Source organism: Chengkuizengella marina (assembly GCF_009910845.1).
Classification (GTDB): Bacteria; Bacillota; Bacilli; order Paenibacillales; family KCTC-33759; genus Chengkuizengella; species Chengkuizengella marina.
This window is the reverse complement of record NZ_SIJB01000016.1, coordinates 48,650-62,865: the sequence shown is the minus strand read 5'-3', so window position 1 is coordinate 62,865 and position 14,216 is coordinate 48,650. Positions and strand designations below refer to the sequence as shown.

Annotated in this window: 17 protein-coding genes; 5 read left to right on the top strand and 12 right to left on the bottom strand. The window is 29.2% G+C overall.

The features are described from left to right. Positions 1-308: 308 nt before the first annotated feature. Positions 309-491 carry a hypothetical protein gene (locus tag ERL59_RS06720; protein WP_160645427.1) on the bottom strand — a complete coding sequence of 61 codons (183 nt, stop codon included), beginning with the start codon at positions 489-491 and terminating at the stop codon, positions 309-311. Between the two features lie 1,224 nt (positions 492-1,715). On the opposite strand from ERL59_RS06720, the gene ERL59_RS06715 reads away from it, so the two are divergent. The 4 genes from ERL59_RS06715 to ERL59_RS20725 all read left to right on the top strand — a co-directional run bounded on the left by ERL59_RS06715 (position 1,716) and on the right by ERL59_RS20725 (position 4,488). Beyond that, a complete protein-coding gene (locus tag ERL59_RS06715) occupies positions 1,716-2,561 on the top strand; it encodes a hypothetical protein (protein ID WP_160645426.1) in 846 nt (281 codons plus the stop codon). A gap of 459 nt (positions 2,562-3,020) precedes the next feature. Continuing rightward, complete coding sequence (locus ERL59_RS06710) at positions 3,021-3,590, top strand: hypothetical protein (RefSeq protein ID WP_160645425.1); 570 nt, start codon at positions 3,021-3,023, stop codon at positions 3,588-3,590. A gap of 342 nt (positions 3,591-3,932) precedes the next feature. Beyond that, entirely contained in the window at positions 3,933-4,307 is a 375-nt protein-coding gene (locus tag ERL59_RS06705; protein ID WP_160645424.1) for a hypothetical protein, read from the top strand. A 10-nt stretch (positions 4,308-4,317) separates the two neighbouring features. Beyond that, a complete protein-coding gene (locus ERL59_RS20725; protein ID WP_201763496.1) occupies positions 4,318-4,488 on the top strand; it encodes a hypothetical protein in 171 nt (56 codons plus the stop codon). A 98-nt stretch (positions 4,489-4,586) separates the two neighbouring features. Here ERL59_RS20725 and ERL59_RS06700 read toward each other — a convergent pair whose 3' ends face one another. The 5 genes from ERL59_RS06700 to ERL59_RS06680 form a co-directional block, all read right to left on the bottom strand. Beyond that, positions 4,587-5,408, bottom strand: a complete 822-nt coding sequence (locus ERL59_RS06700) for a YwqG family protein (protein WP_160645423.1) — start codon at positions 5,406-5,408, stop codon at positions 4,587-4,589. A gap of 430 nt (positions 5,409-5,838) precedes the next feature. Continuing rightward, positions 5,839-6,015: a hypothetical protein gene (locus ERL59_RS06695; RefSeq protein ID WP_160645422.1), complete on the bottom strand. Its 177-nt coding sequence runs from the start codon at positions 6,013-6,015 to the stop codon at positions 5,839-5,841. A 231-nt stretch (positions 6,016-6,246) separates the two neighbouring features. Further along, positions 6,247-7,350, bottom strand: a complete 1,104-nt coding sequence (locus ERL59_RS06690) for a hypothetical protein (RefSeq protein WP_160645421.1) — start codon at positions 7,348-7,350, stop codon at positions 6,247-6,249. A gap of 675 nt (positions 7,351-8,025) precedes the next feature. Continuing rightward, positions 8,026-8,262 carry a hypothetical protein gene (locus ERL59_RS06685; RefSeq protein WP_160645420.1) on the bottom strand — a complete coding sequence of 79 codons (237 nt, stop codon included), beginning with the start codon at positions 8,260-8,262 and terminating at the stop codon, positions 8,026-8,028. Next, the gene (locus ERL59_RS06680) at positions 8,262-9,293 is read right to left on the bottom strand and encodes a ParM/StbA family protein (protein ID WP_160645419.1); all 1,032 of its coding nucleotides are present in this window, start codon (positions 9,291-9,293) and stop codon (positions 8,262-8,264) included. Before ERL59_RS06680 ends, ERL59_RS06685 begins: the two co-directional genes overlap by 1 nt. 520 nt (positions 9,294-9,813) lie before the next feature. On the opposite strand from ERL59_RS06680, the gene ERL59_RS06675 reads away from it, so the two are divergent. After that, positions 9,814-10,425 carry a hypothetical protein gene (locus ERL59_RS06675; RefSeq protein WP_160645418.1) on the top strand — a complete coding sequence of 204 codons (612 nt, stop codon included), beginning with the start codon at positions 9,814-9,816 and terminating at the stop codon, positions 10,423-10,425. A 223-nt stretch (positions 10,426-10,648) separates the two neighbouring features. On the opposite strand, the gene ERL59_RS06670 is transcribed toward ERL59_RS06675, so the two are convergent. The 6 genes from ERL59_RS06670 to ERL59_RS06645 all read right to left on the bottom strand — a co-directional run bounded on the left by ERL59_RS06670 (position 10,649) and on the right by ERL59_RS06645 (position 14,147). Beyond that, positions 10,649-11,239: a replication-relaxation family protein gene (locus ERL59_RS06670; protein WP_201763495.1), complete on the bottom strand. Its 591-nt coding sequence runs from the start codon at positions 11,237-11,239 to the stop codon at positions 10,649-10,651. Continuing rightward, positions 11,232-12,410 (bottom strand): FtsK/SpoIIIE domain-containing protein, encoded by a 1,179-nt coding sequence (locus ERL59_RS06665; RefSeq protein ID WP_160645417.1) that lies wholly within the window; start codon positions 12,408-12,410, stop codon positions 11,232-11,234. The genes ERL59_RS06670 and ERL59_RS06665 overlap by 8 nt, the downstream gene beginning before the upstream one ends. Before the next feature lie 4 nt (positions 12,411-12,414). Continuing rightward, positions 12,415-12,606 carry a hypothetical protein gene (locus ERL59_RS06660; protein ID WP_160645416.1) on the bottom strand — a complete coding sequence of 64 codons (192 nt, stop codon included), beginning with the start codon at positions 12,604-12,606 and terminating at the stop codon, positions 12,415-12,417. Then, positions 12,603-12,809: a hypothetical protein gene (locus ERL59_RS06655; RefSeq protein ID WP_160645415.1), complete on the bottom strand. Its 207-nt coding sequence runs from the start codon at positions 12,807-12,809 to the stop codon at positions 12,603-12,605. Before ERL59_RS06655 ends, ERL59_RS06660 begins: the two co-directional genes overlap by 4 nt. A 2-nt stretch (positions 12,810-12,811) precedes the next feature. Continuing rightward, the gene (locus ERL59_RS06650; RefSeq protein ID WP_160645414.1) at positions 12,812-12,964 is read right to left on the bottom strand and encodes a hypothetical protein; all 153 of its coding nucleotides are present in this window, start codon (positions 12,962-12,964) and stop codon (positions 12,812-12,814) included. Positions 12,965-13,130: 166 nt separating this feature from the next. After that, positions 13,131-14,147: a tyrosine-type recombinase/integrase gene (locus tag ERL59_RS06645; RefSeq protein WP_160645413.1), complete on the bottom strand. Its 1,017-nt coding sequence runs from the start codon at positions 14,145-14,147 to the stop codon at positions 13,131-13,133. Positions 14,148-14,216 lie beyond the last annotated feature (69 nt).

The window sequence follows — 14,216 nt, the reverse complement described above, 5'->3', positions numbered from 1 at the left end:
TGTTATCCTCTGATTTGTAAATGATTGTGTTTTGTTTTTGCTTATTGCGTCTGTATGTAAGTATGTGCATGGTGATGGCAATAAGTGAGGATAGAAAAACTGCTATTGGTGCTAAGATTTGAATGAGTTCCATGTAATCACTCTTTCATGGTGGATTGTAAGAAAAAGATTATAAGCTCAATGTAACCACCTCCTTGACAAGAAAAAAATGAATTGTAATAATTTACAATATTTTAAAGCATAATAAATTTATGCAAGCTGTTTGTAGTTAGTCCCTTTTATGGATTATCATAATTGGGACTTCTTTTTTATCGTGCAAATATTTTAACTGTTTGTTTTAATGCTTCGTTTTCTTTTTCTAGCTGTTCGACATTTTGTTTTAATTCAATGATTTGTTGAGTTTTTAAAATTAACTCATTTAGTAACATGTTAGGTTTAGTTTCTTTCTCCTCCGTTGGAATGTTTTTAACTCTTACAATGATTTTATTCATTTCCCATAACCACCTTTTGATCATTTTATTTTTCATTTGTTGTTAAAAAATTAAACTGTTTTAATAACTCGATTGAGTTCAAGTGATTAAAACAATCAGAAACGTTATTATAGCGTCTATCCTCTTGTGGACAGTTTTAAAGAGTAAAGGCTAGTTATGCTATTGCTAACATAATTTAACGCCATTCGCTAAACGTTTCCAAGTTGGGCATTTAACCCATCCTCACGTTATACCATTGACAACCAAGTGTCTAAGGTAGCATTTGATACTACCCACGATATAACCGAGTGCAACCATTGATAATGGTTAGGTTGCTTCACCAGTTTTTATAAGTGTAAATTAAAATAAATTTAACTTATTTGTTACCTAAATTATACCATGTGGATAAGTAAAAAGTCAAGTAAATAATCGCATAATATCAAGGTTTTACGGGATTTTTTGTGGAATCTATATGTTAAAATTATGAGTCATTAAGTTAAAAAATATACATATATGATATAAAAAATTGAAAAAGTTTAAAAAGTTAATTTTTGATAATATTTAAGGAAAGTTGATGACCTGGATATACTGTAATAAAAAATATAACAGTTTACTAAATAGTTGGCTGTTACAATAGTGGCACGAAAATGACCATATCACTCCCTTTTTAAACTAAAAAATCAATTTAAAATTTTAAATATTGCAATTGAAATTAAAATTTACGATTAAACTTATACAAATAAATAATATTTCTTCAGGGATCATTAAATAGGATATAAGTATAATTATATACCATAAAACTCCCTATTTAGGGGGGGGTGTTTTACATCTATAATTAACAATTAATACCATGAAATCCCCCTAACTGTTCCACTCACCCACTAAAAATTTTTAAAATTTCCAAACTAAAACTCAGTCAATTATTTAACATTTATTTCTAATTTTTACTCAATATTTTTGCAAATGAATTCCATTTTTATATAAATTCTATCGTTTTGGGACTCGTTAAATCCCCAAATTTGGCTATATTTCTTCCTATTTTCTACTCAATTACATACTAAATTACCTCATTTACACCTATTTACACCTCATTTTTAACTGTTTTTACGCTGATATTTCTATTCTTGACTCAACCTTATATAAGGTGTAAAATAAAATAAACTATATATGGTCATATTCTTACTATTTATTCACTTTTATACGTGACCCCATATTTATTTATCAATTTCGAAAGGAGGTGTTACATTGAACAAAAATGAACTAATTGATTTGCTTTCTTACGATAAAGTAGAAAGTAATGTCTTCATGCCTAATGAAATTTTCAATGATTTAAGTAGCGACTTAACTAATTCTTCTCATATTGCTTTTTCATACTCTTACTATTACCTAATCTCTTACTTATATCGCTACTGCAAATACATAGATAAACACTACGATCCTTCCACAATCAAACAAATACTATCTTACAGCAGCACCAATAAAACTCTAGACTACCTAATCAAGAAAAATGGAGTTCTTGATCAACTTAAGTATACCAATACAATCAAAGACTATCCGTTACAATGGAGTTTAGAAGATGGGATTGTTGATTTCATCATGTACTCTGAAACTTTAAAAGAAGCAAATAAGATAACAATGGCTAAAAATCAGAAGGTTAAAAAACCATTAAAATGTTTCTTTAGAGCTGGAGAACAATGTGAGGAAGGTGAATATGATGGAACTTTCTACGACATTTCAAATACACATCTAATACCATTTGAAGTGTTCCTGGAATGTTTCAGTAATAGTCAATTAGGATGTGAAGAATTCTATCTATATGGATTCCTTAAACACTTGAATGATAAGTTTCCTGAAGGAGTTCAACTGTCAATAAATTCTATCTCAGAACAAAGTGGAATAAAACTTACTTTAACAAAGAAAACGTTAAATTACTTAAAGAAATTCAGAATGATTAGTTTATATCCATCAGAATTTTCTATCGGATCTCCTAAAGAAACTTGGAAAGCAAATAAATACATAATCAATAACTATAACAACTTTTCAATAGATCCAATAGAATATAGAAAAAGCAAAGTAACCAAATATGCTTAAATAAATAAAAAGTATGATATTCAACTACAATATAATATTTATTCTTTATTATTTATATAATTATTTAGTTATATATTATATTACTGACGAATAACGTACCTTTTTAAATTAAGAAAAGAAATTAATTAAAAGAAAAATCGATCAATTAATATTCTACAATTGGGCCATATTGTTGAACAAGACATTTAGAAATTTATGTGAAAGTTAGTGGACTTGTAAAAGCAGTGTACTTGAGGCAAACTGGAAAGTTAACACATTACAACATAAAATATTGTATTATTTTTATAAGGAGATTAAAAAAACATTCAATGGGTGGATTGCTATGGCTATATACGATAAAACAATATTAGAATTAGTTCAATTAAATACACATGATGTCAAGAGTTTAACGTAATAATATGGAACATAACCCTATGTAATTATGGTTAATAATAATATTGGGAGGTTGGATATTAAAATATGAAAAAGTGGAAATTTGTTATACCAATGATAGTTGTAATCATTTTGATTTATTTTTTTATTGGTTATAGGCTGTCAGCGTTAGGTGCTGCTAAAAATCATACCTTTCTTTCTAAAGATGCTGAGTTGATGGAGGAATATGATACAGGTTCAACTAGTATTTTTTTATTTGAGAGTGATGATGAAGAGATGTATCGAACCGTATTAGTTGAAAAGCTAGGATTGTTATTTAGAAGTAGACATTCTACTTTTATTAATTATAATTCAGATAACCTTCAAACAGTAGGAGCTATTAGCTTTACAATGGAAAACGATGCTGCTACCTTTTTGAGTATAGTATCAAACAATGAAGAAGTAGCGTATATAGAGGCAGGTGTGGAACCTTATATAGAAAGAAAAGAAATAAAAAAGGGAGAACGTATCTTTTTCTTGTTTCCATTTATGAAACAAATAGACTTTCTAAATCCTATGGCATTTGATGAATTTGGAAACAAACTGTATTATTACGGATACCCCAAAAATACAAATGTATTTAAGAGCGAAGATTTAAAATGGCATAAAATTGAATGACAATGATTATTTTATCCAAAGCTCTACAATAGAAGGGATTATTCTCCACAATATCAGCTAATAAAAGCTCAAGAGATCTTCAGCAATATGGCGCGATTATGGAATAACATGAGTGAAAAATGATTAATATTTTTTATAAAAACTAAGTAGTTAATAACTATTTTAGAATTCATTTTGATCAATCTTTCTTTCAAAGTGGATTCTTTTATTTGTTTTTGATCAAACTTTATTTTAAAACTACAGGAGGCTTTTTTTCTTATAAAATAAGTAATTATCTGTAAAAAATATATTGCGTTATAAAACCGAACGTTGTATATTATAGTTGGAGGTGTATTTGCGCTGATGAAATATACTATTAATTTATTCGGACACAATACGGATTGTATACTATCCATTGAAGATGGAAAACTCGAATTAAAAATTCCAGATGAACATCAAAAAACGATTGAATCTTATCTAAGTCGTGTTTTAACTAACTATGATTCTTCAGGAATATCTAAAAAAGATTTAGATCTGGAAGCTATGGTTAAAAAAGCGATTGAAATCGAGCATAACCTTGGCAGTCATATGAAAGAACCTAAATTAAAGTTACCTTATGAACTAAAACCAGAAGTAAAGGAAAAACTTATTGAATCTGCTTCTATTCAAGATATTTCAGCCACCCAATTGCTAATTAAAATGATTGAATCAAAATACCAAGAAGTTATGAATAATTAGGAGGTTCATTATGGCATACGGAAATAAAGTGAAATTACATTATGATATCCCTGTTTTTATAAAAAAACAATTAATGGAAATCGCAAAAAAACAAAAAATAACGGCTACGGAATGTTTATCAAGAATTATAGAAGAAGAATATGCAAAACTAAAGGAAGAAGATAGAAAAACTATCTTATAAAGATCAAATAGTTAATCTCAAACAAAAGAATCCATTTTGATCAATCTTTTTTTCAAAATGGATTCTTTTGTTTAAGTAAAATTTTCTTTAAAACCAAATTAGTGACAATCCCAATTATATAACACGTTTGAGAAATCTAGTTTTTCTAAATCTTCTTTTCTAATGAAAAAGTTAGCTACTCCAGCATCTCCCCACATGATACCAACATCATCATCAGTATCTATCTGTAATAGCAAAATATCGTGCTCTTCTAACTCTTTATCATCTTCTCTAGGATCCATTTGAGTAAAAAAAGGATAACCACCAATTTTATGTCCTTCTCCTAAGAACTCGTCATTATATAAATCCCATAATTCTATATCGTCTTTTCCCTCTCTGCTTACCATTTGATCTAAATCTACAGATTCACCTAAAAGTTCACCGTTTCTAAAATCGCCAATTGAAACTGGTTCAGAGGAAAGATCAAATGATAGAGCCAATTCATATTCTATTGGAAAATCCACTGTATCCAACTCGTCCATATAAGAGAAATCAGTAATTAATAAAGATTCATCTTTAATTATATTTTGATGGTATAAGATCTTAAAATTTGATTGTTTTGTCATATCGTTAAAGTCTAGACCCATTAGATCGTCTTCTGCTGATATAAAGAACTGAAGTATCCCCTCTTTAGGCATATGCTCTAACGTTGGTATTTCTTTAAAATTTAATTGAGCTAACAATTTCATTGGTTTACCTTCCACATCTTTTGGGTGCTCTACTGTCTTAGGTAAAAAAGGATTTCCAGCAAATTTGCTCTGATGAATTGTCGTAGATCGTTTTCTAGTAGTAATTTTTATTGATGGTTTTACTGTGTTCTGAATTTGTTCTCTGTAGCTTTCTAGTTCTTTAGGCAAACTTAATTTTTGATTTTTAGTCATATTAATCCCCCATAAGTAAAATAAAATAGAGTTATACATGATCACTTTTATATTTCTCATTATCATTTGATTTTAAAAAATATAATCCTTAGAATTGTTTAAATTTTTTTTGTTAGAGCTTGTAAATACTGTATATGAGTTGTTTTACACACAAAGAGATAGAGTTCTAAGTACTTATTTCAAAACATTCGCTATTCCCTCTTTATATCGTCATAAGAAGGCATGGCCTGCATGATAAATAAAATAGTAAAATTAAAATAAATTATCTACATCGATTTTAAGGTGCCTAGGATCAATTCTAAGAGAGATTCATCAGATTAATGGTATTGGTTGTTTTTTAAATGAAAATAGATTTAAACAACCTTTATTTAATTCTGATAAAGAGATAATACAGTGATGCAAAATACATATTGTGAAAAATAAAATAATATTACCAATATTTTTTCCTCTGTGATTTCAATATCGTTTTCCTATTTATCCTCCTATTTACGAACTCAGCAGCCTGTTCAAAATTGTCTATTCCATTATTATTTATATATTCAATCATCATTTCAGTTTGTTCGTTATCCCAATCTGATTGGCCACTAACGATTAAATAATGGATCAATATATTAAGAACCTCATCTTTGAAACCATATTTATTCTTAATCTCTGAGAATAATAATTTTATTCGTTCTGGTATATCTGAATAGAATAAGTTCAATATGTCGATATATGTCTCATTACGTAAAAGAGCGTTGTACTCTTCTTGACTGTAAATATTTTTGAGTATAGTAGGAATTATTAATATGTGTATAAGTCACCCCTCCCCTAACCGTTTATCCACATGTTACCAACATCATTCTAGATCCCATAGTTCTTGTTCTGCTCTACTGAGGTTAATAGCTTTCTCATAACATCTTCTAAATTTACCCACAACATTTTTGATTTCTTCAAAACTAACTACTTGTTCTGAGTTAAAATTAATTTTTAAAACATCCTCTGAAAATTCTCTACATGCTATATCTATTATATTTTCTGAGATTTGTTCAGGAAAATATTGAATTAATAGATTATAAAGTTCTCCCAAATATGATTTACCTAGATATTCGTTCTCTCCTATTTGGATTTTTTTTGTATATTGATACAAAGCTTTTACTATTTGTTTTTCATCTTTTCCTGTTTTGAAAAATTTAAATTTGTCATGCTCCTTATCAATCAATTCATTCATATCATTCAATTCAATCAAATGATTAGTATTCTCTGAAGTAGTCTTTGTCGTATTCTTTGTTAAGGATTTAACAGATTTCGACAAATTCATTTCACGGTTATGTGAATTGGAATTAACAGATTCGTGAAAACCAGTATTATCAAGGGATTCAGGCTGTAAATTGGAATTAACAATTTCGTGAAATCCATTATTATCATTGTTTTCACTGTCTTGTGAATTGGAATTAACAGATTTGTTAAAACCAGTAGTATCAACGTTTTCACCATTGTGTGAAATCGAACTAACAATTTCGTAAATTAGACCATTTTGTTCTTCATTTTCGTCAAAATCTTGTAGTTTTTCGACAAATACTTTTAAAAATTTATCCCAAATAATTCTAATGTGTGTTGTTGGTGATCCGTTAAATTTGAATCTCTTTTTCTCAATTATTCCTAGCTTCACCATTTTTTCAATAGCAGTATCATACTGGCGAGGTTTGATCCTACATTCACTCCACCAATCCTCTCTACCTTTAGCTAACCATAGACTATCTTCTTTTTTGATTCTCAATTTTGATTTTTCAGTATCTTCTGATTTGTTGTTGGACGGTAGATGCCAGTATACGATTTGTGATAGCAGTACCCCAGCAACTAAATCTTCAACTATATCAATATATATTTTCTTTACATCTATTGTATCTCTGGTGGCTTTTTCCCATTGTATGAATTGTTTGATTTGTCCTTCAATTTCCAATATAAAAAACCTCCTAAATTTTTACACACGTTTAGTGCAAAAAATTGGAGATTTTTCTTTGACATTTCATATAAAATATTTTAAAATAAAGACATAAATAATATATAGGAAATGGAATGAAGCATCTCCAACCTATTTACTTAAAAATGTTTCGGTCGCCAAACTTCAGCATTCTTAAGTAAAGATAAACGGTGCTTCTTCTTTTTCTGTTTTATTTGATCTTTTTTACTATTTTTTAACTATATATGTAATTTATAATATAAAAAAACACACATTCTATTTTGTGTGCGTTGAATAAAACTAAACTAGTTTGCGGATAAAGCGTCTATTAAAAATGTATAGACTTATCCCCAATTACTAATTAGTAATTCATCGCAATATCATAATAACATAAATTTACCAACATGTGAAGAAAAAAATACTAATTTGTCGTTTTATCTGTTGATTACTAATAATTACTTAGTTTTTCGACTTATCCTTCACTTTTTTCTATTGTAATATGTATTAAAAATACTATTTTAATGTCATATTTTAAAGGAAAATGTTTTAATTTTCCTATTGCATATCTTAAATACATGTGATAATATTGGATTACAATATAATACATTAATGAAACTAGTATAGTTTTCATCGCGTAAAATTCCCTGTCATTTATGATTGGGAATTTTTACTTTTCTAAAACTCTAATTTCTTCGGTTTCTTTTTTATAATCTTCTCTTCTGTTGCAGATATTTCATTTTGAAAGTTTATATTGTTTGAAAAATTAACATTGTTCCCTCCTGCTTGTTGACTCATCATAAACCTTATAGCTGCTCTTACTTGTTCGGCTTTTCTCATCCTCGGAATATTATTCAAGTAATCTATGATATCTTGATCCATATGTTCATCAAGTGGCAATTGGTAGAACTTCATTAGGAATTCACACTCGCTAATAGATTTAGCCCATGTTTATAAAATCCGTTAGCATTGGCCATTTGACTGTTTGTAGCTAGTATGACATCTTTTTCCCACTCTTCTTTAAAATATTTTCCAAAGTCATCTACTCCCCCACCTGTCAGGAGTAACTTATCAAACTTACTTCGAGTAGTCCATATTTGATTAATTTGGTTTGCCAAATCTTCTGCTGTTTCTCTATAAACACGTTCTTTAATTTGAGCAATATCAACGGAAGCTCTTTTACTAATAATAAAACTATCTTTTTCTTCATTATGAATAATTTGTTTCTCTACTTTAAAACGATTAGCAAGAGCTGAAGTATTTTGTTCATTTATATAATTTGCAATTTGCTGATAACAAGTATGCATTCCAATGTTTATTGTCTGTTTATCGCCTGACTGCCTTTTTAGCCCTTTAATTCCATCTAAATCAGTTGTTCCTGAACCAATATCAACGATGCCAACATAATCTTCTTCATAAGTGTCATCTGATACATATCCATCTTCACCAATATACAAATCTAGTATAGTTCCTAATGGCTGAGGTAAAACTACTACTTGACTGACGTTAAATATATAATCTTTTTCATCAATAGTAATAATGTGACCACCTAAAAATACATTTTTCAGTGCTTCTTCTTGATCTGTTCCTTTTTCTTCGCTTGGACATCCAGTAACAACAATAATATCATCATGTTTTCCTGGTTCTAGTAGTGAAGCCATTATAAATTCACTTAACAGTTGGTATGGTTTTTGATTATAACGATTTTCTGAGGTGTATGTATTAATCAAGTTATTAGCTTTGTCTATATCTCTTCCCCATGCATATTCTTCATCTTTATAATTACTAGATTTTATAATATTAACATCTAATTTCCCTACTCCATCCCACGAGTCCTCTCCAAAGGCATCGGAACGGCAAAAAGCTGAAGGTAAAACTATGGATTTATATTTGGATTTAGCTTTTACATATCCGTTACCGTGATCAATTCCTAAAACTATTGACAAAAGAACCATCTCCTAAACTATTAATAATACCTTATTGATATTACCATTATACACCAATTCATGAATGATTCAATATATTTTTTAAATTTCTACAAATATCTTGTTTATTCGTTATGACCAATTACATCATTCATGAATTAACCATTAAAAACATGCATCCAAAGAGCATTTTTTGATTAAATAATGAATTATTCATGAATTAACCCAGAAAAAAGAAATATCGCATAATAACTTCACGTTATTCCTAACCAAATTTAAATATGTAATAAATATTTTATATAGTAGTAATATATTACTTCTACATATGATATTATTAATAAATTAGTAAGTAAAATATTCAATAAGCTATATCTAATCGATAAATTATTAATAATCAAGTGATTTTCGCTGAGTTGATAACGATTCTAAGCTACTAATAATCACTAATATAGTAATAATGCATTGAATTTAGGTTAGTACTAGATTATATTTAAGTACTAGATTATAATTAATGTAAGAGAATAGAAAAGTTGGTGAGAATATGCTTGTAGAATCTTGGCAAATATCAGAGTTTGCAGAAAAAGTGGGTAAACACTTTACTACAACAGATTCATGGTTTAAAAAGTTAGAGGAAAGACGGATTCACTATATTAATAGGGTAGAGTCTGGTGAAAAAATTTATAACCAAGATGATTTAAAAATTGGACTATTTATAAAGGAATATAGAGATAAGAAATATACTATTGATTCAATTTTTGACTTACTTCAGCACCAAGAAGAAATAAATCTCAGGCCTTTTCCAGAAGATTTTGATTCAAAGGATACTAAGATAACGGATGAGGCACAAATAAATAAATTAAAAACTGAAATTATTGCTAGTATGAAAGAAGTAGTAGCTACTCAGATTGAAGAAGAGAGGAAGAACAGAGTAAATGATTTAATATTACAAAGGAAAATTGTTAGTGTTCTTGAAGGTGAGGCTTCTAAGGAATGGAGTAAGCTACCTGAAAGTGAACGGATGATGAAGGTAGGATTATTTCGAAAAGGGGAGAACACTGAAAAACGAAATGAGTTCATCAAGAAGTATGTAGATGAGAGATATGAAGAGAGAATTAAAGATACCATTATTGATATCAAAAGGATTGAGGGTTAAATATCTTTATGTATCAACTATTATTTCTGTGAATTTTCAAAGATAATCTACCCCTAAAACCTTCTACATGAACTATAGCTACTTTGTATCCATAGTTCATTAAACAAAATTAGAAATACATATTTTATATACATTTCAACTTGTTCTTTCGTCATAGTTATATGATTTAATAATGCATGTACTATGACTTTAAATATGTTAAATAAAATAACAGGCTTGCACCTTAAGCCTGTTTTAGTATTTCTTTTGCATTTTTTGTTTGAATGATACGGAATTCAGCATTTAAATTGTATTGATGTTGTGTGATAAACCAAATCGTAGGAAAGACCTTTTTATTTTTTGGCTGCCAATACTCATTCTTCCATTTCTCACAATTGTAATAATTTTCATATCGTTTTAGTTTTGATCCAATTGTTTTTTTAGAATAAATATTTCGTTGAATTTCCACAAAGAAAGGAGAGGACTTCCAAATCATAAATATATCTGGTTCCATAAATCCTTTTTTATATTTTGGCTCTACAATAAATTCTTTTGGTTTCTCATAGAAATTAATTTCAATGTAAAAACGAACTATTGATAAGAAATGTGGGATTTTTAAACTGTTATATTTAATGCCATTTCTAGGTAAGTAGATATACTTTCGATGATCCTTATTTGCAATGACATAACCTCCTTGAATTAATCTTTTCATCGTCCTATTGCATTGAGTGACTGGATCCTTCAGGTTAGAAAAGTGAAGGTCAATGATATCATCTCGCCCCATAACTCTAAACTTTTCTAAATTATTAATAATTTCTAGGTTACGACTAATCAAATTCTAATGCTCCAAACATAGGACTAGACTCTTGAAATTGATCGTTTTCTTCTACTGATTTATTTTTATATGGTGCAAGTAACCTCTTAGCATTTTTTAATTCAAGGTAGGGGGCTTGGATTTTTTTAATACCATCTAATTTAAAACACATTAAGCCTTTTTGGGTTTGCTTTATATTTGCTGCATCTCCAGATCCGAGAGTTATTCTACTATTAATCTCATCGGAATGTCTGAAAGCCATTCTAACAGTAAGATTATTTTTTAATTTACCGTCTAAAATTGAGGCATCAGGTCTTTGCATAGATAGTATCAGATATACACCTAAAGCTCTACCGATTGCGGATATTTCTTCAATAATCTCCATAATGTCATCTTCTTTTTTTAATAGCGCCACTTCATCAATTCCTAAAAGAATGTATGGGGGAGGGGAGTGCAAATCTTCTATGTTAGCAACTTCAGACTTTTCAAGTAGTTCACCTCTTGTCGTAAGTTCCTTTTTAATTTTTCTTAGAATTTTAATTAATTCGTCAGCATCATATACAACTTTATTTGCAATCCCTTTAAAGAGGTGAAACTCAGATCGCTTTAAGTCGGCAAGATAGATTTTAAGTTTATTTGAATCGGAATGTATGAGAGTAGAGAGTATAGAGCGAAGTTGAGTGCTTTTGCCACTGCCAGTTTCACCAGCAATTAGAAGATGGGGGTATTTAGTCATATCGTAAGCTTCAATTCCTGACCTTGATTGACCAACTAAGATAGGGAGATTCATATTCTTAATTGAATTAGTAATATCATCATAATTATAATCAAACTGTCTTATTGGTTGTTTGTATATAGATAGGATGAATTGTTTCGAATTCATTTGAGTAATCTCTATATGTTCACCGAATTTCTGTTTAAAAAGCCATTCATGTTTTTCTATTATATCTGGGTTTATTCCATCTGGTATATTGAATAAAATGATGATTTTATCTGAAAAAACATTTACTTTCTTTATAGTTGGATAAGTTTTTATCTCACGTTTTTTTGTTTTCTTTGTAATGGATATGTCAGCGATTTTGAATGCTTTAAACATTTTAGATCGAGCTGCGTTAGAAGGGAAAGTTCGATAGGTAGCAATTATTCCAACACAAGATGTTAGTAGTCCCAAAATTTTTAAAGTTAGTAGCATTGAATCACCACCTTAATAAATCAACAATTGTTTTGGCGATGTCATCACTAATAAATGTAAAGAGATAGCTTGCATAGATTCCTAATCCAATTTGAACGGCAAGTAGGCTCCAGGAAAGCAAATCTTTTAAAGTTATCTGAGTACCAGGTTGCTTTTTAACTACTACATAATCCTTTCTCATAAAAATACTTCTCATAAAAATACTCCAAAAGTTCGAGCAACATAACGTACTGCATCCCACCATAAATTAAACGTAATGTACATACATATGACGTATGTTCCAATTTGTAAAAATAACTTATATTTTCCTTTCCCAACTTCTTCTAAAACATCTCCTACTAGATGTGAGACTAATGCGGTTCCAGCAACTGCAAACAGAGGAGTTAAAGAAGCAGACATAGTTAAACCACCTTTCCTTTCAATTCTGAAATTTGTTCACTTTCAACCTCTTGTTGAATAATTTTTAAAAACGTAGAGTAGCCTTCTTCAGTTAGGAAGATTTGAGTGCCTTTTTTCTGTAGATCCATTAACATTCTAACAAACTCAATTGTCATCAAAATCAACTCCTTTTGTAGTATGTTAAATCATATGAGGATGTAAGAATGTCCTATGACTGAATAAGAATATATTTTTTTGGAAATAATAATAATGCAGGGTTCCGTGGATTTGTTTATTTGAAAAGTTAGAGAGAAAGAAGAGGAGGGTAGTAGAAATAGAATGCTACCCTTTTTGGATTGAGCCTAATAGTTCACTTTGAGTGGATCTACTAGAGTTTTTAACCAGTTGTAATAATGCTTCTCTGCTTAGATTTTCTAAAGGAGTTAAATCGATGCTTTCACCTATTGACAGGTTAGGAGAGGAGGGAAGATTACGGTCTTCCTCAAAATTCCTATAATGTTTATCTGTGGTTGAGAATGATTTATGATTTCCTTGTTTTTTAACAGCCTCAATATCTCCATTTGTGATCTGATAAACTTCATTGATACCACACTTTTTAAAACTGTGAAAAGTAATATTATCAGGTAAATCTAATTTCTTCCTAAGCATTATCATCATTGAAGAAATGGTGTTTTTATCTAGAGGGAATATTTTATTCTGTCCTTGTTGTTTAATTTCAAGGAGTCTGTTGTATAAATTCTCTTTAATAGGCTTTCGATCAATCACTTTTCCTTTGGCAGTAATTTGCATAACCCAAGTTCCATTTATATTAGTAACATCATCCCATCTTAATCTTAGAAGTTCATCCTGACGAAAAGATGTAACCACTGCAGTTTCAATTAGAAGAGATTTAATTAATCCTTTTCTAGTTTTTATTACAATAGGAATCATTCGCTGCACATCATCCCAGTATACAATTCCGTAACTTTGAGGATCTCCTTTAATTTTAGAAACATTAAACCAGGCTGATTTTACATTATAATCGTTGGCTTCAAGGTTTTTATATAAACTCTTTAGTGAATCGATTTTTCGGTTAATTGAACCTGGAGCATAAGGTTTTCCATTATTTAAGTCTGTGGCTAATCGCGTTTGGTATTGTTCAATGTCAGAGAGTTTGAATTTTAAATCTGATTCGTCTAGCGATTCTAATTTTTTATTTCTCATAATTGAAAAGAACTGCCTAATATCTTTAATGTATCCTTTGTATGTGTTTGAACTATTTACTTTGCGCTTATTTAAGAAAACTTGTATGTGTTCATAAACTGAGTTGGTTTGAAATAACACTACTTTTTCTTCCATTCTCAAAAACCTCCCAACTTTATATATAGTATATAATAAATTATATCCTATTTAAAGTCAATAAAAAAA

Coding starts and splice junctions, on each gene's coding strand:
- ERL59_RS06720 (WP_160645427.1), bottom strand. CDS start 491: ATGAATAAAATCATTGTAAGAGTTAAAAACATTCCAACGGAGGAGAAA.
- ERL59_RS06710 (WP_160645425.1), top strand. CDS start 3,021: ATGAAAAAGTGGAAATTTGTTATACCAATGATAGTTGTAATCATTTTG.
- ERL59_RS06705 (WP_160645424.1), top strand. CDS start 3,933: ATGAAATATACTATTAATTTATTCGGACACAATACGGATTGTATACTA.
- ERL59_RS20725 (WP_201763496.1), top strand. CDS start 4,318: ATGGCATACGGAAATAAAGTGAAATTACATTATGATATCCCTGTTTTT.
- ERL59_RS06700 (WP_160645423.1), bottom strand. CDS start 5,408: ATGACTAAAAATCAAAAATTAAGTTTGCCTAAAGAACTAGAAAGCTAC.
- ERL59_RS06685 (WP_160645420.1), bottom strand. CDS start 8,262: ATGAAGTTCTACCAATTGCCACTTGATGAACATATGGATCAAGATATC.
- ERL59_RS06675 (WP_160645418.1), top strand. CDS start 9,814: ATGCTTGTAGAATCTTGGCAAATATCAGAGTTTGCAGAAAAAGTGGGT.
- ERL59_RS06665 (WP_160645417.1), bottom strand. CDS start 12,410: ATGCTACTAACTTTAAAAATTTTGGGACTACTAACATCTTGTGTTGGA.
- ERL59_RS06660 (WP_160645416.1), bottom strand. CDS start 12,606: ATGAGAAGTATTTTTATGAGAAAGGATTATGTAGTAGTTAAAAAGCAA.
- ERL59_RS06655 (WP_160645415.1), bottom strand. CDS start 12,809: ATGTCTGCTTCTTTAACTCCTCTGTTTGCAGTTGCTGGAACCGCATTA.
- ERL59_RS06650 (WP_160645414.1), bottom strand. CDS start 12,964: ATGACAATTGAGTTTGTTAGAATGTTAATGGATCTACAGAAAAAAGGC.
- ERL59_RS06645 (WP_160645413.1), bottom strand. CDS start 14,147: ATGGAAGAAAAAGTAGTGTTATTTCAAACCAACTCAGTTTATGAACAC.